This window comes from Actinomyces sp. Z16, assembly GCF_003111765.1.
GTDB lineage: Bacteria > Actinomycetota > Actinomycetes > Actinomycetales > Actinomycetaceae > Actinomyces > Actinomyces glycerinitolerans.
On sequence record NZ_CP027862.1, the window covers coordinates 975701 to 996959 of the forward strand.

A 21259-nucleotide genomic window follows, 5' to 3' on the forward strand; every position below is an offset into this window, starting at 1 on the left:
CGACACGAATAGCGCGACCGGAGACGCAGGTGTCCGGGGCGATGCTCGCTACGATGCTCGCCATGAGCGGTGAGATCGAAATCGGGCGGGACAAGCGCGCCCGACAGGCCTACTCCTTCGACGACATTGCGCTGGTCCCGGCGCGCCGCACCCGCGATGTGCGCGACGTGCGCGTGGGCTGGCAGCTGGACGCCTACCACGTGGACCTACCGGTAATGGCCTCGCCCCAGGACTCGGTGATGAGTCCCGAGACCGCGATCCTGGTGGGGAAACTCGGCGGCATCGGCGTGCTCGACCTGGAGGGCCTGTGGACCCGCTACGAGGACCCGACCCCCGCCCTGGAGCGCATCCGCAACGCGGACCCGGAGCAGGCCACCGCGGTGTTGCAGGAGGTCTACCGCCCGCCGGTGCAGCCCGAACTCATCACCGCCCGGCTGGCGCAGATTCGCGAGGCCGGTGTCGTCGTCGCCGGACGCCTCAGCCCTTCTCAGACGCAGCGGCACTGGCGCACGGTCGTCGAAGCGGGCGTCGACCTGCTGGTCATCCGCGGCTCGGTCGTCTCCGCCGAGCACGTGTCCGGCTCGGTCGAGCCACTGAACCTCAAGCGCTTCATCTATGAGCTGGATGTGCCCGTGGTGGTCGGCGGGGTCACCACCTACACCGCGGCCCTGCACCTGATGCGCACCGGTGCGGCGGGCGTGCTCGTCGGCCAGGGCGGCGGGGCCTCCTCCTCCGTGCGCCAGGTCCTGGGCCTGCACATGCCCATGGCCACCGCCGTCGCCGACGTGGCCGCCGCCCGCCGCGATTACATGGACGAGTCCGGCGGCCGCTACGTGCACGTCATCGCCGACGGCTCGGTCGGCAACTCCGGCGACGTCGTCAAGGCCATCGCCTGCGGCGCCGACGCCGTCATGCTGGGTGCTGCACTGGCACGCGCCGAGGAGGCTCCCGGCGGCGGCTATCACTGGGGCGCCGAGGCCCGCCATGAGCGGCTGCCCCGCGGCTACCGCAGCCATGTCGGTACCGTCGGCACCATGGAGCAGATCCTCTCCGGCCCCTCGGACCGCGCCGACGGCACCCTGAACATCATGGGCGCCCTGCGCCGCACGCTCGCCACCACCGGCTACGCCGACGTCAAGGAGCTCCAGCGCGTCGAGATCGTCGTCGCCCCCTACGAGCCGAGCTGACGGCGCGGGAGGAGGCTACGAGCGCACCTACCCGAGAACCAGGTGCTGGAGCTTCCGGTGAGTGCCCGGCTCTGCCGGCGCCTATGGGCGATGCCTGAGTGCTGCCGGATGCTGTCCGGGACGTCGGCCGGAGGATCACGACGTCGGAGAACCGTCTGAGGGAACGCCCGGGCCATCCGCACCGTGATCGTCGGAGTTCTTGTCGGAGTCTTCATTCCGGTTGCCGGGGGCGTCGTTCGTGCCCGCGTCCTTGTCGCGGCGACGACGGCGGATGTCCTGCTCGAGGTGGGCGAGGAACTCCGGGTCGTCGTCGGGTGCAACCGGGCGAGGGCGCTCCGCCAGGTGCAGGTCGACGCGCTCCTTGGAGGACCACACGGTGCGCTCGATCTCGCCGCCGCGTTCCTCGGCGGCACGCACCCGCGAGGTGATGATCCAGGCGATCGGTCCGACCACCGCCATGACCAGGATGAGCAGGATCCACATGGGCTTGGGCAGGCGCGCCGGCATGTTCTCAGACGGGGTGCGTATGCAGTCGAGCAGGGCGTAGAGGGCCAGCGCCAGCGCGAGGATGTAGGGGACGGCACGCACGTATCTAGCCTAACCGTTAGTGGAGCTATGGCGGCGGCCGGTCGGCGTGCCACCCTGGTGGTTGTGTCTTCGACAACTAGCTTTCCCCGCCCGTTGTTCCTCCTGCGCGGGGGCAATCGCCCCGACGATGCCGTCGCCTTCATCACGGCGCTGCGCGACCGGTTCGAGGCGGGCGCCGGGGAAAGCGGGAAAGTCCGCCCCCTGCTGGTCCCCATCGGTCCGGGCGAGGACGCCGACGCCGTCAAATCCGACCTGGCCCGGCGCCTGGATCCGCACGGTCCCGCCATCGATCCCGAGGTGGACCTACTGCTGCGCACCTCCGGCTCCACCACCGGAACCGGCGCCCTGGTGGCCATGAGCATGAGGGCGTTAACCGCCTCCGCGCGTGCCACGCACGCACGCCTGGGCGGGCCCGGCAGCTGGGTGCTGGCCCTGCCCGCGCAGCATGTCGCCGGGCTGCAGGTAGTGATGCGCTCCCTGCTCGCCGGGCGCGCACCGGTGGTCGCGGACACCTCGCGCGGTTTCAGCCCCGACGCGCTCGCGGACGCGATCACGCGGGCGCTCGCCACCCGGCCGGGCGACCCGGTGCGCGTCTCGTTGGTACCCACCCAGCTGGTGCGGGCCCTCGCCCCGGGGCAGGAACGGGCACGCGCAGCCTTGGCCCGCGTCGACGCCGTCCTGCTGGGCGGCGCCGCCGCGGACCCGGCCCTGCTGGAGCGCGCCCGCGCCGCCGGGGTACGGGTGGTGACGACCTACGGCATGAGCGAGACCGGCGGCGGCTGCGTCTACGACGGCGTGCCGCTGGATGGGGTGGAGGTGCGCATCGAGAACCCGGACGGCGACGGGGTGGGCCGAGTCGTGCTCGCCGGGCCGGTCCTCGCCCACGGGTACGCCGAGAGGGGAGCGGGGCTGGCGCCGTCGGCGGGCGCGGCGGTCTTTCGCGAGCGGAGCGACCCGGATGCCCGCCGCGAGTTGCTCACCAGTGATATCGGGAAACTGATCGACGGCACGGACGGGGTACGGCGCCTGGCCGTGCTCGGACGCGTGGATGACGTCATCATCACCGGCGGCATCAAGGTCGTTCCGCGCGAAGTCGAACAGGCGCTCACCGCGCTGGGCGGGGTGGCGGAGGCCTGCGTCGTCGGGGTGCCCGACGCCCAGTGGGGCAGTGCCGTGGCGGCCGCCGTCGTGCCGGAGTCAACGGCGAAGCCTGGCGACCGGCGGGTCTGGGCGAAGCAGTTGCGGGCGGCCGCGCGGCAGCGACTGGACGGGGCGCATGCTCCCAAGCGGATCGTCGTCGTCGATGCGCTGCCGCTGCGCGGGCCGGGCAAAGTCGACCGGCTGGCGGTCGCGCGGCTGGCCGATGGGGCCGGTGCACTCGCTCAGGACTCCGCGTAGGCCCGCCGTGTGGGCGAGGGTGGGGCGCGATGTGGACGAACGGCCCTTGTAACCCGGGAAGGGACTATTAAAATAGCGTCGTCGGTTAATTTCGTGATTGGTGCTGATCGACTCCCCGGCGCTCAGTGCCGCCTGCCGTTGCTCGGAGAGGCTCCTCGTGTATCTGCTGCTACTCGCCATCATCTACCTGGCCTTCATCAGTCTCGGTCTGCCGGACTCGCTCGTGGGCGCGGGCTGGCCCGTCATGCACGAGGACCTGGGTGTACCGGTGTCCTTTGCCGGGGGAGTCACCTTCATCATCGCCGTCGGCACCATCGTCTCCTCCCTCGCCTCCGAGCGGCTGACCCGGCGTTTCGGCGCGGGGCTGGTCACCACTGTGAGCGTGGTGCTCACGGCCGTGGCGCTGCTGGGCTTCTCGACCGCCAGCCAGTTCTGGATGCTGTGCCTGTGGGCCGTCCCCTACGGCCTGGGCGCGGGGGCGGTCGACGCGGCGCTCAACAACTACGTGGCCCTCCACTACACGGCGCGGCACATGAACTGGCTGCACAGCTTCTGGGGTGTGGGCGCGTCCATCAGTCCCTTCGTCATGAGTCTGGCCCTGTCCGCCGACGGTAATTGGCCGGCCGCATACCGGACGATCGGCCTGCTGCAGGTCGGGCTGGCGGCGGTGCTGCTCGCCAGCCTCCCGCTGTGGCAGCGTGTTGCGGCGATCCGTCCCGGTGAGCCGACGGCGGAGGATGAGCCCGCCGCGATGGCCGAGGGTGCCGGGGGCGGTGGTGCCGCGGGGGGCGCCGACGGGCACGTCTCGCTCCGGACGGCGCTGCGCATCCCCGGGGTCCCCTCCGTCCTGCTCGCATTCTTCGCCTACTGCGCCTTCGAACAGACGGCCATGCTGTGGGGCGCGACCTTCTTCGTCTCCGACCGGGGCTTTGACGCATCCACGGCGGCGTCCTTCGGGGCCCTGTTCATCCTGGGGCTGACCGCTGGCCGCTTCCTGTGCGGCTTCTTCGCCGACCGGGTCGGGGACCGGCAGCTCATTAGGGGCGGTTTCCTACTGGGGGCCGTCGGCGCGACGATCGTGGCGCTGCCACTGGGACAGGTGTCATTCGTCGGTTTCGCCCTGGCCGGCATAGGCGCGGCCCCGGTGTATCCGGCGGTCATTCACTCCACGCCCGCCAACTTCGGACGCGCCAACTCGCAGGCGATCATCGGCATCCAGATGGCGGCGGCCTACACGGGGACCACCATCATGCCGCCGCTGTTCGGGCTCATCTCCGGCCGGGTCGGCCTGTGGCTGCTCCCCTTCTACCTCCTGGCGCTGGCCCTGTTGGGCCTGGTCATGACGGAGCGGCTCAACCGGCTGCCGCGCGGCCGGTCTGAGGTGGCGAAGCCGCGGTAGAGGGCTTGCCGGCGTGCCCGGGCCCGACCGGAACGACCGACCATTCACACGCGAGAGTTCGACGGGGCGACGCCGGCGGCGCCGTCGGGGGTGAGTACCGCTCAGGCGCGCGAGTTCGGCGCAACCCTGGAAGCGGACCTGGTGGATGGGCACGTACCGCTCAAGTGCGCGCGAGCTCGGCGAGCAGCCAGGTCGCGGCGAGCGTGTAGAAGCAGGCGTATAGCGCGTGCAGCGGCAGGTTGAGCCGCAGGTAGCGGGCGGCGGCGTCGTCGGCGATCGGCCGACCGGAGACCAGCGTCTCCTCCGGTTCGGTGAAGCCGGTGACCCGGTGGACGGTGAGCAACAGGGGCAGGGCGGCGACGGCGAGGACGCGGCCGATCAGGGGCGTGTGCCAGCTTGCGGCGAGCGCCGCCACGGACGCGAAGAACTGGAGGAGCATGGCCGCTGCGTAGGTGGTCTTCAGATGCGTGCGGCGTCGGAAGGGCGCGTAATGGCGTTGTAGAGCCTCGATCTGACCGGTGCGCACCATATGGCTGAAGAAGCCGCCGATCGTCAGGCAGTACATGACGAGGAAGCCGGCGACCATGGCGGTGGCTAGCGCGGCGAGCAGGTGCAGGGCGAGGGCGATGGACACGGCGTCAGTGTTTCGCCGTCGCCGGGCAGGCTCAAGAGGCGTCAGGAAAACCCGCGCCGGGGTGGGGCCGGCGTCAGGCGAAGACGACGGTGCGCAGGCCGTTGAGCAGCACCCGGTGCTCGGCGTGCCAGCGCACCGCCTGCGCGAGCACGCGGCGTTCGACGTCCTGCCCCTTGGCGCGCAGCGTCTCCACGGAGTCCTCGTGGTTGGCGCGAGTGACGTCCTGCTCGATGATGGGACCCTCATCCAGATCGGGGGTGACGTAGTGGGCGGTGGCGCCGATCAGCTTCACGCCGCGCTCGTGCGCCTGCCGGTAGGGGTTGGCGCCCTTGAAGCTGGGCAGGAAGGAGTGGTGGATGTTGATGACCCCGCCGTGGAGCCGCTCGCACAGGGTGGGGGAGAGGATCTGCATGTAGCGGGCCAGCACCACCAGTTCGACGTTCAGGGAGTCCACCAGTTCCAGTAGCTGAGCCTCGGCGTCGGCCTTGGTCTCCTTGGTCACCGGGATGTGGTGGAAGGGGACGCCGTAGAAGTCGGCCACGGGCCGCAGGTCCTCATGGTTGCCGACCACGCCGACGACGTCGATCGGCAGGCCCTGACTGCGGGCGCGGAAGAGCAGGTCGGTCAGGCAGTGGCCCTCCTTGGACACCATGATCAGGGTGCGCATGGGGCGGCCGACCTCATCCAGCGACCAGGTCATGGAGTAGGTGCGGGCCAGCTCGGCCAGGTCCTTCTCCAACTCCTCACGGGCCACGGTGGTCATTACCTGTACGCGCATGAAGAACAGCCCAGAGGCCTCGTCGCCGAACTGCTTGGACTCGGTGATGTTGCCGCCGCGTCGGGCCAGCGCGCCGGAGACGGCGTTGACGATCCCGGGGCGGTCGGGGCAGGACAGGGTCAGCACAAGGTGGTGGGCGTCGGCGGGTGCGGTGGGGGCGGACGTGGTCATGGCAGGAGGGTAGCCGGGTGTGGCGGGTGTGTGGGCGGCGGGCCGGAGGGCGGACGGCGTTGGGTGAGTGGTGGTGTGTGGCTGACTGGGGAAGCGGCGTACTCGACTCGCAATACGTCATGGAGAGACAGGAGACAAGCGTGACGAAGGCGGCTGGGCTATCCGCAACGCTTGAGCGTCATGGTGGAACGCCTGCCGCCTTCAATCTGAGCATACTGAGCTGGTCATGATGGTGTGCGTGTGGGGGATGTGGAATAGACTCGCCCGAACAGAGGCGAGAGCCAGCCCCCACTTGGCGCGTGACGCGCTGCGGGCAGGCCAACTCGCCTCTGCCTATGCGTTTCTGACGCCCATGCGAGCCGCCTTCGTTCGCACGGATTAGGTGGAAAGGGCTTTGTGCCTGCACATGGCTGAGCTTTTGGCAGTACCCGAGGGCACGGTCCAAACATGGGAGAAGGGCGGGTGCACGCCGCCGCCTGGGGTGACAGCGGAGGTCAACCAGTTGGGGGCGTATACACGAGACGTCGTGGATGCCATCGTGGTAGCGGCCGCCGACCAGGAGCAGCCGATGCTCGTAGTGTGGCGTGAGGACGCCGACATGCCGCCCGGTCAGGTGCGTTCACTCGGGGCGTCGTGAAGCAACGCTTCGGCTTGCCATCGGTGTCGACGTTGTTCAGTGAGGTCATAGAAAGCTCAACTTGGGCCGTGGGATCATCCCCGCTCGCGCGGGGTCCACCCGATCTGCGTCGCCCGGCCGTGGTCCCAGAAGGGATCATCCCCGCTCGCGCGGGGTCGACGTGCCGACAATCTCGGTGTTGGTGGTGCCGTCCCGGATCATCCCCGCTCGCGCGGGGTCGACGCACCCGTGCCCATGCAGGAGGAGTTCCGGGCAGGATCATCCCCGCTCGCGCGGGGTCGACTGTCCATACGCCGTCGGCGAGGGAGATGGTTACGGATCATCCCCGCTCGCGCGGGGTCGACCCAGGTTTCGACGCCGCCGAGGTTGGGGACGCCGGATCATCCCCGCTCGCGCGGGGTCGACGGCGGCACCCCCTATGTAAAGACCGGTGACTGGGGATCATCCCCGCTCGCGCGGGGTCGACTCCCCAGCGTCCAGGGCAGCGATGCAGGCCCCCGGATCATCCCCGCTCGCGCGGGGTCGACCTCGGTGATCAGGCGCTGGAGCATGTAGTGTCCGGATCATCCCCGCTCGCGCGGGGTCGACCAGCCCTGACGCGTGTAGGTCTCAATATTTTGGGGATCATCCCCGCTCGCGCGGGGTCGACGCCGCCGTAGAGCGGGCGCTGACCGACCCCGACTGGATCATCCCCGCTCGCGCGGGGTCGACAATGCGGGTGGGTGAGGCGGCATGAGGCTCTACGGATCATCCCCGCTCGCGCGGGGTCGACAAAGAGCACGCCCTCAACCATAGGCCGCTGTACGGATCATCCCCGCTCGCGCGGGGTCGACCGCACCACCTCGGCAAGAATATCGACGCTCATCGGATCATCCCCGCTCGCGCGGGGTCGACGGCGTCAATCGTGCGAACAGACACGCTGCCGTCGGATCATCCCCGCTCGCGCGGGGTCGACATCGTCAACAATTACGGGGAGGTTAGCTTCAACGGATCATCCCCGCTCGCGCGGGGTCGACGCATCCGTATTTCGCTCTTGGCCCCGTCTCCCAGGATCATCCCCGCTCGCGCGGGGTCGACGCGATGCGCGTTAGCGCTCCAGAACTGGAATACGGATCATCCCCGCTCGCGCGGGGTCGACTCTGCACCACGCCCGACATCCACAGCAATGGAGGGATCATCCCCGCTCGCGCGGGGTCGACTCATCGGCGGCGGACGAAAGGAACCCTAATCGGGATCATCCCCGCTCGCGCGGGGTCGACGTGTCGATGTTCCGTATGTGTGTGCGGCGGCCGGGATCATCCCCGCTCGCGCGGGGTCGACCGTAGAGGAGTACGCCGTTGAAGACGAGGCCCGGGATCATCCCCGCTCGCGCGGGGTCGACGAGTAAGCGTCAATCCCGAGCCGGGGAGACACAGGATCATCCCCGCTCGCGCGGGGTCGACGCCCAACACATACCCAATGGGTGCAGCATCTAGGATCATCCCCGCTCGCGCGGGGTCGACAGTGCACCGAAAGCGGCCAGATTACCGGCTACGGGATCATCCCCGCTCGCGCGGGGTCGACTGTTCGTGGCGCTGGTAGTGCGCCAACTATTGAGGATCATCCCCGCTCGCGCGGGGTCGACGCTCGCATGCCTGCAAACGCGGTTCCATTGCCAGGATCATCCCCGCTCGCGCGGGGTCGACGAGGCGAGGTAGACGGACGTCCGCCCCTTAGAGGGATCATCCCCGCTCGCGCGGGGTCGACGCGTCGGCTATTTATCAGCGGGCCGCGGCGTTGGGGATCATCCCCGCTCGCGCGGGGTCGACCGGCTTCCTTCGAGGCCCATTGGTCGGGCGGCGGGATCATCCCCGCTCGCGCGGGGTCGACAAACCGCCGTAGGCGCGCCAATACGCTCGAACGGGATCATCCCCGCTCGCGCGGGGTCGACCACGAACATCTGGAACGGAATCAAGTCGTTCGCGGATCATCCCCGCTCGCGCGGGGTCGACGTGGCATGTTGTTACCGCCTTGGTTATTTGTTCCGGATCATCCCCGCTCGCGCGGGGTCGACCGGGCGCTGGTACGCGGCAAAGACGAACACGCCGGATCATCCCCGCTCGCGCGGGGTCGACTTCGCGCGCCCACGCAACGCCGCGAACGCCGCCGGATCATCCCCGCTCGCGCGGGGTCGACATCAGGACGTCGGTGCAGAGATCCGCCCAAGACGGATCATCCCCGCTCGCGCGGGGTCGACTGTATACGCCACGGCGCTACGCCCCCTTCCTCCGGATCATCCCCGCTCGCGCGGGGTCGACCCTCCTACTACACCGCCCCCGAGTTCTAACAGAGGATCATCCCCGCTCGCGCGGGGTCGACGGCCGGTTACCGTGGTGGACAGAGAGGTGACCTGGGATCATCCCCGCTCGCGCGGGGTCGACACTTGCGGATCCTTGGAATCCCAACGGCGCTGCAGCAAACACTACACGTGATTCCTTTACTGCTGACCTAGTGCCCGCTCCGTCGAATTGCGGAAGCGGCGGCGTCGGGCTGCAATCGACCATGATTCCTTGGCGGGCTTTATCGCGCCGGGAATCGACTTGGCCCCTTCGATCTGCCGATACGGTGTGCGCATCACGATGCAGCCCTCAATATCGACCGGATCGCGGTCGTGACCGAGGGAGGCGATCTCGAAGTGCTGCTCGGAGCGTGCAGACCAGATGAGCAGTGCCCGACCATCGCCGATGTACGCCCTGACGAGCTCCCACAACTGTTCGCGCACCCGGGCGGACAGATGCCCGACGAACACACCCGGGCTCACCTCGAGCAGCCAGCGCGTTATGGCGCCCCGTAGTGATGCGGGTGAGGCCGAAAGAATCAGCACTACCATCCGCCTGCATCCTCTTCCGAATAGTTCGCGCCACCTGCAACTAGTCGCCGCTGGTAATCCCACAGGGAGACCACGTTGACGCTCAGATCATCCTCTTCCTCGACGCCGAGTAGGCCACGGATGTCCTTGACAGCACGTTCGATGACGCGTAGCTCGAACACCTTGTCGCGCACTCGGCGCCTGGTAGTGCCGCTCAGATCTTCCATGCCCTCGGCAACGACATCGAAGGCCATGGGGATCGTCGTCTCCGCCTTGTAGAGGTCAGCGATGTCGTACACGAAGGAACGCTCGTGCCCGGTATGTACGAAGCCCAAGCCGGGCGAACAACCCAGCGAAACAATTACTCCGTGCACTACCCCGTACAGGGCAGCGTGTGCGGCGGAAAGCGCCTGGTTGATCGGATCCGAGGCCTCGAAGTCGTCGGGTCGGTAGTCCCGGCGGGTCCAGGGAACGCCGGTCCTGCGCGAGTTCTCCCGGTAGATTTCGCGCACGCGGGCGCCTTCTCGACCGCGCAGCTGCTGCATGGTGAGGCCGCTAACATCCTCGCCGTGGAAGCGCATGCAGTACATTTCGCGGGCGACCCGCAGACGTTTCTGTGGCGAGGAGACTCTGGCCGCTTGTTCCTCCAACAAGCGGGTTGACGTGGCCAGCGAGCGTCCATGTGCGTAGTAACGCACACCTCGTTCTCCGACCCAGACGGCGGTCGTTCCACACTCGCCCAGCAGACACATAGCCTGGTGGCTCACTGAGGTTCCGGGGCCCAAAAGCACCGCGATCAGTGAGGCTGCCGGGACCCTGACAGTGCCTTGGTCATTGCGAGCAGTAAGCGCTCCGTCTTCGCGATGCACCACGCAGTGCTCCACATAGAGGAATGTCATACGATCCTGCACGCGGGGGAGCGCAGTCACGGGAACCGGCAGCATCCGGGCCATGGTTCAGCGCCGTCCCACTCGTGCGAGGGTCATGAGCCCACACCCATACGCCTTTGAGCGCCCGATCCCTGCCACTAACGCCTGGCGGAGCTTCTCCGGATCCGCCACACGTAGAACACCTTCATAAACGGTCCGGTTGATCGTGACTCGGTCGCGCACTTCGGCGTCGGGCCGCTGGCGGTTGAAGATTGGACGTTCTCGGCGGACAACGACGACGGACTGCGCTGCTTCGTCGTCGTCCCCTTCGGTGGGGACAAGCTCGAATCCGTAGTTGGGAGTGCGGTTTATCAACCACTGACGTTGCTGCTCAACGGTCACGTGGCCGTACCGCTTTCCGCGTTTGCCGGGGCCCTGAGCGACCGAACGCGAGGGGTTGGCAGCCAGACGGAACGCCCACAGCTGGCCGGTGTCCAGCTGGTTCAGAAACGGCGAGTAGTCGAGAGTTCGGGCCTGCGAATCATGAACGCCGGCGTCGGATACAATCTGCGTGCAGTCGGGCTCCGAGGGGGTAAGCAAGTAGAGCGAAGTACTTGCTCCGGGGTCCACCCGCCACAGCACCCTGCCTGCGCCGTCCCCAGTATCCTCTCCCGCAGCCTTCATGACGACGGCGTGCATGATCTGCGGCGAGCCCAGGTACTTGCGGGCGAGGCGACGGGACGGATCAAGGTCAATCTTCGTCAGGAACACTGCGCGGCCTCCTCAACATCGGCCATCGGATCGTGGGTATCCACTGATGAAGATGGCTCATCGGTGGGTGCCGTCATCGGTACCTCCAGCCGTTCTACTTGACGGAACCCGTACTCGCGACGGCGCGGATCGAAGGACATCGGAACATCGCGGCTTCCACGGAGAGCACCCGTGTGTGCATCGTCGGGAACGGCATCCCGGTCCAGCAGTAATTCGGCGTTGAAAGCCGAGTGTCGACGGCGTTGCCGGAACCACGGCGAGGCCAGCCACGGTTCCTCCCTGAGTGCGTCGTAAAGCGACGCATCGCGCAGCCCCAATGACACGGGCTGCGTCGGTGGGCATGAGCGTCTGCCCAGGTACAGGGGGAAGACGGGGTGCTTGACTGCCTCGTCTAGCCCCTGAAGGAGTGCATCGTCTCCCTCGATCCCGGCCAGGAATACGGCGTCGGTGAGGTAGTAGCGCTCCGACAGTGGCATGGAATCCTTGCCGTCGAGTGAGCGAGCGGTGTGAAAGTCGCGGATCACGGTGCCGGGCTGGTCCTTGCGGACGCCGAAGCGGAGCTTCAGCAGATCCTCGATCGGATCTGTCCGCCGTCGTCCTACCGCGGAGGCGAGCATGCCGATCACTCCGCTCTTGGTGGGGGCGAGTTCCGTGGCCCGAACGGTGAACCTTGACTTCACCCCCCACGCCTGCATCGGGCCCGCAAGTCGTAGCAGGAGAACCGCCATCAGGCCTGCTCCTCGTCGGCCACGCGTGCCGCCACGGTCTCCCGCAGGCGGCCGGACAGATCTGCGAAGGAGACCCGCTCGCCCAAGGACGCAACGGCGTCGGAGTCCTTCAGGGAGACGACAAAGCTCGCTAGGGGGCGTAGGCCGTAGGTGTTTTCCACCGCGCGCGCATGCTCCGCCAGCGCCTCGATAGAGCGCCCCAGATAGCCATGAGTCTCATCGGTGCGTACGGGCTGCTCGAACGCACCCACCAGCGACACCGGCTGGTCATCCCGGACAGAGATGACGATTGCCTCGGGCACGGTCCGGTTGGCGAAGGTGTTCTGCTTCCCGGTGGGCATGGATAGGCAGAAACCCTTTACGAAGACTTCGAGAGCGCGCAGCGCGGCGTCAGTGTTGCCAAGGTTCTCGGCGAGCAGGTCGAAGTTGACGGTGGCGTAGCGGTACATCGTTGCCGAGGAGAACTCGACTGTGCCCATCATGCCGGCGCCGGCGTCCTCCTCCTCGGAACGGGACTTCGCGTCGTCGACGGCAGTGAAGAAGTCATACTCGTTCTCGGCGGCGTGGGTGGAGATCGCGTGCGCGACCTGGCAGGCGGCGTCTACGTTGAGATCCGTATCGTCGGCGACCATACGGCCGAACAGCGACACGTCCACCGCATGAGCTTCCTTGAAGATCTTCTTGACTTCTTTGGCGTCAACCTTGCCTCCGCTGCGGGCGGCGGCTATGGCGAGCTCTGCCAGTCGCGCGACCTGACTCGTTGAGAGGAACAGTAAGTAACCGGATTCCTGCGGAGCATCCTTCTTGCCTCGGGGTGCCGAGACCTTGATCTTGGTTGCCTTGAATACGTCCTCAGCCAGCGCGAGGGCGGACTCGGCGAGGTCGGGCGCCTCAGCCGCGATCTTGTTCGCCAGCAGTTCTACGACGCGCTTGGTGCGAACGCCGACGTCGGACGCGTCCAGGAGCTCGTTGAAGTACAGGCGTGTGGCCCGCTTCCAGGACTGGCTGGATACCCTCAGGCGGCGTACCCCACCGTAGGCCGCGGATTTGGGGGAGCCGGAGTCGTCGCGGTTGACGCAGGACGGCGGCAGGTTCTGGATGATGTGGAGGTCGACGTAGGTGCTCATTTCAGTTCTCCGGGGTTGAAGGTGTGGGGGCGGAATCGGATGCGGAATCGACAGCTGTTGTGCCGGTAGATGACGTGGAGCCGTCGGAGGCAGTGAGCCGGCCGTACTGGCGGGACCACCGCAGCCGGACATCCTTGGCACCTCCTGGACGTTGGAAATCAACCAAGTCATCGGCGAGCATGGCGTGATCCAGGGGGATGCGGTGGGCGCGCAGCTGGGAGACGAAACTCCGCAGATGATGGCGTAGCTCATTGACGGTTGTGGAAGTAACCAGGGCGTTGAACCGTGCACGCGCGGAAGGGTTCTCCTGGTCGCGCGTACCGATTAAATCCCGTGCTGCTTGGCCAAGGCCGACTCCGGGCTGGAACATGCCCTCGGTCCGCGACTGCTGGTGCACGGCATACAGGGCCATGGCGGTGTGCACTGCGAGCTCTCCCCATGTGGGAGCGTCTCCGGCACTGGACGCTACAGGCACAGCGGTCAACGACCAGACCTCGGGCAGCTCCCCGGGGGCTCGGTTTGCGGCCTTGCGTAGGGCGGCAACGTCGGCGCGCCCCTGAGATTCATTGCGCAGGTAGCGGGCCTGCAGACCATTCTTCCCACCTAGGCGCTTATCCACGAGCTGCCCGACATCTGCCTTTAGCCTGCGTTTCGGTTTTTGCGGCGGTGCTGTGCTCTGGGGCCCTGTGGGAGCATCGGCTTCTGGCTGCGTCATGCAACTGTCCTCTTTTCTTCATTGTTGGGCGCATCTTCGCTATCGGGCGGAGGGATGATCTTGTTGAGGGCGGCGCGGAAGAAGACCAGAGCGCGGCTGACGTCCATGCGTCCCGTTCCCTCGCCCCGACCGGCGAAGGCCGTGTACGGTGCTGCGGAAGCGAGTGCGTCCTGCTGGCGCCAGGCCTCCGACCGTAGGAGGGTCTGCCATTGCTCGCGCCCCGCTGTCGGGTCGATTTCCGCCAGGGAAGCGAGCCAGCGGGGGAACTCTTCGTCTATCACCTGGTAGAAGGCGGTGCTGGCACGGTCGCGAGCCGCCGATGCCGTATCCGGGCTGCCGCCACCGGCGCGGTCTAGATTTGCGGCGAGTTTGCGTAGCGCGCCGGCCACCTGCTCGGTCTGCTCCATGGCGTCCCGGACCACGGCAAGCAGGCGCGTTTCCTTGGGATCGAGCAGTTTCGCCGGTAGCACCAGGGTGTCATCAACCAGTTCGGAGACCACGGCTTCTTGCGCGCCATACTCGATGCCGGTGGCGTGCAATGGTATGAGGCCCGACAATGGAACGATTTCATACATCATGAGACCCTGGTAGAAGTCCACCACGCCGGGAGGCATAAATCTGGTCACCTCTCCCGCGCCCTTAACTGTCAGCGAGGGGCTGAGTTGCGCGATCAGCGAGGACAAACCCCGCCAGAAGGCTCGATCCGTCGGCAGTTTGCGCGGCATGTAGACGGGGGCCTCGAGCTTCTTGGTCTGCGGCTCGGAGAAGCGCCACGCGGTCATGGGCTCAACGGAGAAACGGTTCTGCGGGGTGGCCTTGTTCCCGTTCCCGAGGAAGAGCCCTGTCACCGAGTCGTCGTCGCCGTGCAGCAGGACGCGTCGCGTCTGCCATGTGTAGCAGGAGACCGGGCCGGTCGGTTCCAGCGCCGACGCACCTGCCGGGCCATCGGGATCTCGTTCCCACGGGGCGAGGTCGAGCTCCGGGGCGACATCGTGTAGGCCGTGTACCTCTTTGCAGACTACGGTGTTGAGCAGCAGCGTGCGCTCCAGGTTCTCTCCAGTCACAGCTACGGCGCCGATCTGCCCGGTCCACCCCGGACCAATCGGATAGCCCTTTCCATTCTTTACCTGCGGGTCGCCAACGGCGCCGGACCGAATACCTGAGGGGTCGTAGGCGTGGACGTGTACCAGCCACCTCGCGGCCTCCGCCCAACTGATGGAATCCAGGCCCTCGGCGATGCGGGTGGTGAAGAAGGGATTGCCGTTGGGCACGTCCACGATCAGGGACTCCAAGCCCGAGATCTTGCCCGAAGCCGAGTGAATCCCGGCAACTTGAAAGAACGGCCGCTCGGGGTCGCGCAGGTCGAATCGGTCCCGGAAGCGCTCCAGATAAGCGGCGGCGTCCGTCCCGAGCCTTCCCGGCTCATCCCAGTACTCCTCCCACGCGTCCAGATCCTTCGGGCCGTCCATGGCGCGGTGGCAGATGGCCAGGAGTAGACGCAGAATCGCCATGTCCTGACTGGCGATCTCGCCGTGGATTCCCTCAATGCTTTCTGCATCGCGGAAGAGGGCGAGGAGAGAGACCTCAGCGGGTGTGCCGTCGAGTCGGGCCACCCTGATCCAGGGCTCGTCGAGAAGATTGAAGCTTGCTGTCATGCGTCGCGGACCTCCTTTAGCCCGGTGGTGGATGAGTATTCGAGGGCGGTTCCGGCCAGCTGTGCCCGGCCATCCTCAAGGAGGAGGAAGAGCTGCCCCCGGAGCTGTGGATCAGCCTGCCACGCGGGTACGACACGAATCTCAAGCTCATCAATCGCCTGGTCCATCTTGTCGCCCCTGGTAATACCGGCCGGCAGCCGTACGGCAGACATCACCATGGCCCGTACAAGGTCACGGCCGGGAACCTGGTCCGTTGGAATCAAAGCCCCCGGAGCTCCGGGCGCGTGTGCCAGCGTCCGCAGCTCCTCCTGCCAGCCTTCCCGATGCAGCTCAAGCAGGATGACTTCCAACGAGTCCTCACCGTCGCGGACCTGTGCACGCCCGGTCTCCTCACTGTCCGACGCCGTAGTGTGAAGCCAGTCGATCAAAGAAGCGGACTCGCCACTGCGCTCGGGTTCTTCCAAGAGGAACGCCCGCGCGGCGTTCCGCTTCTTCTCGAGCTCTTGCGCGTAGGCGTCGCGCGCTTGCGCGAGCGCGTCCTGCCACGCTGGCGGCACGTCGGCGCCATCTCCATATACGGCTTCGATCAGCCCGTGGACGTCGTCGGGCACCGTCACGACTCCGCTGCCGTCGACGACGCCGCGTAAGGCGGCGGCGCTGAGCAGCATGTCGTGCCCGCCATAGATCGTTGCAGCTCCGGGTTCAAGCGAAGGTTCGCTTGAACCCGTCGTCGGAAGCCAATCTATGTAGCAGGTGGGCGTAGTGAGCCGGGGCGGACGCGGGCGGGTGTGGCGGTGCAGTCGGCCCATGCGCTGAAGTACCAGGTCGACGGGAGCAAGGTCGGTGACGAGCAGGTCGAAATCGACGTCAAGCGACTGCTCCACCACTTGCGTGGCGACGACGATAGCCCGGTGCGGGCGTTCGGGATGGCTGCGCGGCGGACCAAACCGATGAAGTAAGTCGGCGTCCTTGGTAAGGCGATCACCGATGGTGAAGCGGCCATGGTTAAGGGTGACATCTTCGCCGAAGTGCTCTCGCAGTGCCTCATAGGTCTCCTGAGCCCGCCCGACGGTGTTGCGGACGATTAGGGCACAGCCGCCGTCTGCGAGCTTGTCCTCCAGCAGTGGTAGCAAACCGTCTTTGCCGAGCTGTCGGATCTGGACGGTGGAGTGACGTCCCGCGGAGGTAACCGGGATGATCTTGGTGGATTCGCGACCGGCAGCAACCAAGCACGGGAAAGGCGTATTGATCGTCTCGGGGGCGGAGTGTTCGCTGAGCCGCTGTCCACTGGACAGCAGCAGGCCGCGGCGGTATGCATCAACCATCGCCGTGCAGCGTGCTTCCGACAGTGTCGCGGATAGCAGCACCACCGGCACGCCGTAGGCGGCCAGCCATGTCAGCGCCCGGTCAAGGTAGGCGTTCATGTAGGTCGAGTAGGAATGCACCTCATCCACCACAACTACCTTGCGGGACAGGCCCAGGTGGCGCATCGCCAGATGGGGCGAGCGCATCGCGCCGAACAGTAGATGGTCCACGGTGGTGACGACGAAGTCCGACAGCATCGATTTCTTCCGCCCACTGAACCACGCCATGATGGCCACGTCCGCCGCGCGCCGCCCTGCTGCATCGAGAGGTTTCTTGCTGCGTGCCTCCTCTTCGTCCCAGCCAATTCCCGTCGGCCGGGGACCGTCCGCCTGCTCGCCGCCGAGAGACCCGAACAACCGGTCACGCAGTTGGTAACCGCGGCGTCGTAGCTCCCGTGCCTCCGCATTCAGGCGGGCGCGACCGTGAATCAGCTGCACGGCGAAGTCCGAGGGAGCGCCGTCGTCGGCGTATGCCTGCTCGACGGCATCCAGCCAGTCCAATTCGCGGGAGAACATGGCGTCGGTAGTTGCCTGGGTCGGCAGAGCGAAGAGGATGCCCGAGCGTCCGGTGCGAGCGGCAAGCACCTCGGCGGCCATGAGTGCCGACTCGGTCTTGCCCCCACCGGTGGAATCTTCAACAACCAGGATCCCGGGGAGTTCCATGGTGCGGGCGGCATCGAGCGCATGTGCCTGAACATCGGTGGCGCACGCGCCGTCGGGCAGCTTGAACCGCTGCGTCAGCAGCGAGTCGGCATCGGTGCCGGTGTCGCGCGGGTGCCACGGCGTCGGGATCTCCAGCAGCGACAGGCCCCGCTGAACACGGGCAGCATGGGCGCCGGGTGCGAGCAGGGTGGTGCCGTCGTCGTCCAAGGGAAGCAGCGGGAAATAGTCCTCCGTTGAAGCGATCCAGTCGGCCACGATGACCAGACCGGACAATTCAACGAGGAACGGTTGGGACCACTTGCGGCGGCTCCAAGCGCCTAGCAGGGGAGCGGCACCGGTCTTCATGGTAACCAGATCCAGTAGCTCGCCGCGCGTGGCATCCCAGAGCGCGCCGCCCAGCAGATGATCACGACCTGCGAAATCCATGGTGAGCCTCGCCTTTGTGGGCGGGATGCCGTGATGGGCCCCTACAACAGACGCCAGCGCCATGCTGCCGCTCCGGTTAGCGGCATACTCCATACGGAGCCAGCGCTGGAGGACGACGTGCCCAGCCAGCCCGTGCGGCATATTGCGGCGGTCGTTAGCGTGGAGCGTTTCGTGCTTTAGGCCGACCTCTCGCATTCGATCGTCGAGGTGCTTTACCTTGTCGGAGAACGCCGGCGAACACTTGCCAATGTCGTGGACACCTGCGATCCAGGAAGCCAGCAGGCAGAACTCGTCGACGGGGGAGAGGTCGGAATCGGATCCGGCGAACTCGCGGTCAATGAGATCCCGGACGGTCGGCGCCAGCCAGTTGCGCGCCAGGTGGTCGGCCACGGCCGCACTGTCCAACAGGTGCAGCCACAGCGGCAGCCATACACGGCTGTCGGGGTCGTATCCGGACTTCGCCCACACGTACCGGGCGCGCACGGAGAGTGCCACGGGACTCCTTTGTCTAAGGGGATGCTTGACAGTAGATCTGCGGAGACGGTGGAGGTGCCGTAACGGGTGAGCTGCCACTTAGTTGTTACTTGTGTTCGCGGGTGCCTGGCTAGGCAGCATGGAGTCGCCCCGCTCCCACCTGGCCCCGCCGCGTCGTCAGCGCTAGCATGGGGCCGTCGTCGCGACTGGCGAAAAGGTGGTCACCACCGGGGAGCGGCGGCACGTCACGGGTCCGCCCGCACCCTGCGGTGGCTCCGGGACGCAGCAACGGAGAACCTGGTCGCCCGCCTGGGCCGAGGTCGACGCCCACGCGCGGCCCGCGCCGCGCAGACATCAGGAGAACCATGACCGACGTCGCGGCCACCGCCCGCACCGCCCTCAACAACCAACCCCTGGCCGACCTCGACCCGGAGATCGCCAAGGTCCTCGACGACGAGCTCGCCCGCCAGCGTGGCACCCTGGAGATGATCGCCTCGGAGAACTTCGTGCCCCGCGCCGTCCTCCAGGCACAGGGGAGCGTGCTGACCAACAAGTACGCCGAGGGCTACCCCGGGCGCCGCTACTACGGCGGCTGCGAGGTGGTCGACGTCGCCGAATCCCTGGCCATCGAGCGCGCCAAGGCCGTCTTCAACGCCGAGTGGGCCAACGTCCAGCCGCACTCCGGCGCCCAGGCCAACGCCGCCGTCCTGCACGCCCTGGCCAACGGCGGCGACACCATCCTCGGCCTGTCGCTCGCCCACGGCGGTCACCTCACGCACGGCATGAAGATCAACTTCTCCGGCAAGAACTACCACGCCACCGCCTACGGCGTGGACGAGACCACGCACCGCATCGAGATGGAGCAGGTGCGCGAGGCTGCCCTGCGCGAGCGCCCCCGCGTGATCATCGCCGGCTGGTCCGCCTACCCCCGCCACCTCGACTTCGAGGCCTTCCGCTCCATCGCCGATGAGGTCGGTGCCGCCCTGTGGACCGACATGGCCCACTTCGCCGGGCTGGTCGCCGCCGGCCTGCACCCCTCCCCGCTACCGTGGTCCGACGTCGTGTCCACCACCGTCCACAAGACCCTCGGCGGCCCTCGCTCCGGCATGCTGCTGACCAACCGCGCCGAGCAGTGGGGCAAGAAGCTCAACTCCGCCGTCTTCCCCGGTCAGCAGGGCGGCCCGCTCATGCACGTGATCGCCGCCAAGGCCGTCGCCATGAAGATCGCCGGCACCGACGAGTTCAAGGACCGTCAAGCCCGCACCCTTGAGGGTGCCTCGATCCTCGCCCAGCGGCTGCTCGCCGACGACGTCGCCGCCGCCGGCATCAAGCTGGTCACCGGCGGCACCGACGTCCACCTGGTGCTGGTGGACCTGCGTGACTCCGCCCTGGACGGCCAGCAGGCGGAGGACCTGCTGCACGACGCCGGCATCACCGTCAACCGCAACGCCGTCCCCTTCGACCCGCGCCCGCCGCGCGTCACCTCCGGCCTGCGCATCGGCACGCCGGCCCTGGCCACCCGCGGCTTCGGCCCCACCGAGTTCACCGAGGTCGCCGACATCATCGCCACCGCCCTGGTGGCGGGTGCGGCCGGCAAGGCCGACGACGAGCTGCTCGCCTCCCTGCGCGGACGCGTGCGCACGCTCACCGACGCCTTCCCGCTCTACCCGGGGCTGGCCCAGTGAGGGCCCCGTGGACGGGCGCCGCCCGCGTCCTGGACGGCAAGGCCACCGCCGCGGCGCTCAAGGCCGAACTGGCCGAGCGCGTGGCCGCCCTGCGTGAGCGCGGCATCACCCCGGGTCTGGGCACGGTGCTGGTCGGTGAGGATCCCGGCAGTGTCAAGTACGTGGCCGGCAAGCACGCCGACTGCGCCGAGGTCGGCATCGAGTCCATCCGCGTGGACCTGCCGGCCACCGCCACGCAGGCGGAGATCGAGGCGGCCGTTGACCGCCTCAACGCCGACCCCGCCTGCACCGGTTACATCGTCCAGCTGCCGCTGCCCGCCGGCATCGACACCAACGCCATCCTGGAGCGCGTCGACCCCGACAAGGACGCCGACGGCCTACACCCCACCAACCTCGGCCGCCTGGTGCTGCGCGGCACTGGTCCGATCACCTCGCCGCTGCCGTGCACGCCGCGCGCCTGCATCGAGCTGATCACCCGCCACGGCATCGACCTGGCCGGCAAGAACGTGTGTGTCATCGGCCGCGGCGTCACCGTGGGCCGCTCCATCGGCCTGCTGCTGATGCGCAAGGACGTCAACGCCACCGTCGACGTCTGCCACACCGGCACCCGCGACCTGGCCGCGCATGTGCGCCGCGCCGACGTCGTCATCGCCGCCGCCGGCTCGGCCGGCATCGTCACGGCCGACATGGTCGCCCCCGGGGCGGTAGTCCTGGATGTGGGCGTCTCCCGCGTCGTCAACCCCGAGACCGGCAAGGGACGGATCATGGGCGACGTCGCCGACGGCGTCGACCAGGTCGTCGCCTGGCTGTCCCCGAACCCCGGGGGAGTCGGCCCGATGACGCGCGCCCTACTGCTGGCCAACGTCGTCGAGATCGCCGAACGCAACGCAGCCGACTCATAGGCGCTGGGCCCTGGAGCAGCGGTTCTGGGCTGCGTCACCTGGTTGTGGCTCCCGCTGTGATACGTCTCGAATGGACTGCAACGCGGTTCACGGGGCTAATCTGGCTGACGGTTCGTACCTTTGCTTCGACGCTTCGTACTTCGGCGTGACGGTTCGTACCCGTAGGTGCCGAACCGTCGTAAGGAGGTACGAACCGCCGACCGGAAAGTACGAACCGTCGGCGTTGGTGCCGAACCGTCG

General features: G+C 67.5%; 16 protein-coding genes and 1 CRISPR repeat array. Of the genes, 5 read left to right on the forward strand and 11 right to left on the reverse strand.

All coding sequences use genetic code 11. The features are described 5' to 3' along the window. Positions 1-62: 62 nt before the first annotated feature. Complete coding sequence (locus tag C3B71_RS04000; protein WP_073327832.1) at positions 63-1187, forward strand: GuaB3 family IMP dehydrogenase-related protein; 1125 nt, start codon at positions 63-65, stop codon at positions 1185-1187. Positions 1188-1322: 135 nt separating this feature from the next. On the opposite strand, the gene C3B71_RS04005 is transcribed toward C3B71_RS04000, so the two are convergent. After that, the gene (locus C3B71_RS04005; protein WP_073327470.1) at positions 1323-1775 is read right to left on the reverse strand and encodes a PLD nuclease N-terminal domain-containing protein; all 453 of its coding nucleotides are present in this window, start codon (positions 1773-1775) and stop codon (positions 1323-1325) included. 63 nt (positions 1776-1838) lie between these two features. Between C3B71_RS04005 and C3B71_RS04010 the strand changes: the two genes are divergently transcribed. Next, complete coding sequence (locus C3B71_RS04010) at positions 1839-3173, forward strand: AMP-binding protein (protein ID WP_234416086.1); 1335 nt, start codon at positions 1839-1841, stop codon at positions 3171-3173. Between the two features lie 100 nt (positions 3174-3273). After that, complete coding sequence (locus C3B71_RS04015) at positions 3274-4572, forward strand: MFS transporter (protein WP_234416196.1); 1299 nt, start codon at positions 3274-3276, stop codon at positions 4570-4572. Positions 4573-4732: 160 nt separating this feature from the next. On the opposite strand, the gene C3B71_RS04020 is transcribed toward C3B71_RS04015, so the two are convergent. From C3B71_RS04020 to C3B71_RS04070, 10 genes are all read right to left on the reverse strand, one after another. Beyond that, entirely contained in the window at positions 4733-5206 is a 474-nt protein-coding gene (locus tag C3B71_RS04020; RefSeq protein ID WP_234416092.1) for a hypothetical protein, read from the reverse strand. 73 nt (positions 5207-5279) lie between these two features. Beyond that, positions 5280-6155: a formyltetrahydrofolate deformylase gene (gene purU / locus C3B71_RS04025; RefSeq protein ID WP_108966291.1), complete on the reverse strand. Its 876-nt coding sequence runs from the start codon at positions 6153-6155 to the stop codon at positions 5280-5282. Positions 6156-6863: 708 nt separating this feature from the next. Next, a CRISPR array of direct repeats spans positions 6864-9212; the repeat unit is 28 nt; unit sequence GGATCATCCCCGCTCGCGCGGGGTCGAC. A 56-nt stretch (positions 9213-9268) separates the two neighbouring features. Further along, positions 9269-9661 carry a type I-E CRISPR-associated endoribonuclease Cas2e gene (gene cas2e, locus C3B71_RS04035; protein ID WP_108966296.1) on the reverse strand — a complete coding sequence of 131 codons (393 nt, stop codon included), beginning with the start codon at positions 9659-9661 and terminating at the stop codon, positions 9269-9271. Further along, a complete protein-coding gene (cas1e, locus tag C3B71_RS04040; protein WP_108966298.1) occupies positions 9655-10593 on the reverse strand; it encodes a type I-E CRISPR-associated endonuclease Cas1e in 939 nt (312 codons plus the stop codon). The genes cas2e and cas1e overlap by 7 nt, the downstream gene beginning before the upstream one ends. 3 nt (positions 10594-10596) lie before the next feature. Continuing rightward, a complete protein-coding gene (cas6e, locus tag C3B71_RS04045) occupies positions 10597-11280 on the reverse strand; it encodes a type I-E CRISPR-associated protein Cas6/Cse3/CasE (protein ID WP_108966300.1) in 684 nt (227 codons plus the stop codon). Next, the gene (gene cas5e / locus C3B71_RS04050) at positions 11271-12008 is read right to left on the reverse strand and encodes a type I-E CRISPR-associated protein Cas5/CasD (RefSeq protein WP_092612012.1); all 738 of its coding nucleotides are present in this window, start codon (positions 12006-12008) and stop codon (positions 11271-11273) included. Before cas5e ends, cas6e begins: the two co-directional genes overlap by 10 nt. Beyond that, positions 12008-13135: a type I-E CRISPR-associated protein Cas7/Cse4/CasC gene (gene cas7e / locus C3B71_RS04055; RefSeq protein WP_092612015.1), complete on the reverse strand. Its 1128-nt coding sequence runs from the start codon at positions 13133-13135 to the stop codon at positions 12008-12010. Before cas7e ends, cas5e begins: the two co-directional genes overlap by 1 nt. A 1-nt stretch (position 13136) precedes the next feature. Then, positions 13137-13754 carry a type I-E CRISPR-associated protein Cse2/CasB gene (casB, locus tag C3B71_RS04060; protein ID WP_234416094.1) on the reverse strand — a complete coding sequence of 206 codons (618 nt, stop codon included), beginning with the start codon at positions 13752-13754 and terminating at the stop codon, positions 13137-13139. A gap of 92 nt (positions 13755-13846) precedes the next feature. Beyond that, positions 13847-15505, reverse strand: coding sequence for a type I-E CRISPR-associated protein Cse1/CasA (gene casA / locus C3B71_RS04065; RefSeq protein WP_108966304.1), 1659 nt, complete (start codon positions 15503-15505; stop codon positions 13847-13849). Then, complete coding sequence (locus C3B71_RS04070) at positions 15502-18453, reverse strand: CRISPR-associated helicase/endonuclease Cas3 (protein WP_108966306.1); 2952 nt, start codon at positions 18451-18453, stop codon at positions 15502-15504. Before C3B71_RS04070 ends, casA begins: the two co-directional genes overlap by 4 nt. Positions 18454-18797: 344 nt before the next feature. Between C3B71_RS04070 and glyA the strand changes: the two genes are divergently transcribed. Next, complete coding sequence (glyA, locus tag C3B71_RS04075) at positions 18798-20117, forward strand: serine hydroxymethyltransferase (protein WP_108966308.1); 1320 nt, start codon at positions 18798-18800, stop codon at positions 20115-20117. Continuing rightward, positions 20114-21019, forward strand: a complete 906-nt coding sequence (locus C3B71_RS04080) for a bifunctional methylenetetrahydrofolate dehydrogenase/methenyltetrahydrofolate cyclohydrolase (protein ID WP_108966309.1) — start codon at positions 20114-20116, stop codon at positions 21017-21019. Before glyA ends, C3B71_RS04080 begins: the two co-directional genes overlap by 4 nt. Positions 21020-21259: the final 240 nt, after the last annotated feature.

What these genes read in the sequence shown, in the direction of transcription:
- C3B71_RS04000 (WP_073327832.1), top strand. Translation starts at nt 63, where the DNA reads ATGAGCGGTGAGATCGAAATCGGGCGGGACAAGCGCGCCCGACAGGCC.
- cas7e (WP_092612015.1), bottom strand. Translation starts at nt 13,135, where the DNA reads ATGAGCACCTACGTCGACCTCCACATCATCCAGAACCTGCCGCCGTCC.
- cas1e (WP_108966298.1), bottom strand. Translation starts at nt 10,593, where the DNA reads ATGGCCCGGATGCTGCCGGTTCCCGTGACTGCGCTCCCCCGCGTGCAG.
- glyA (WP_108966308.1), top strand. Translation starts at nt 18,798, where the DNA reads ATGACCGACGTCGCGGCCACCGCCCGCACCGCCCTCAACAACCAACCC.
- casA (WP_108966304.1), bottom strand. Translation starts at nt 15,505, where the DNA reads ATGACAGCAAGCTTCAATCTTCTCGACGAGCCCTGGATCAGGGTGGCC.
- purU (WP_108966291.1), bottom strand. Translation starts at nt 6,155, where the DNA reads ATGACCACGTCCGCCCCCACCGCACCCGCCGACGCCCACCACCTTGTG.
- cas2e (WP_108966296.1), bottom strand. Translation starts at nt 9,661, where the DNA reads ATGGTAGTGCTGATTCTTTCGGCCTCACCCGCATCACTACGGGGCGCC.
- cas5e (WP_092612012.1), bottom strand. Translation starts at nt 12,008, where the DNA reads ATGGCGGTTCTCCTGCTACGACTTGCGGGCCCGATGCAGGCGTGGGGG.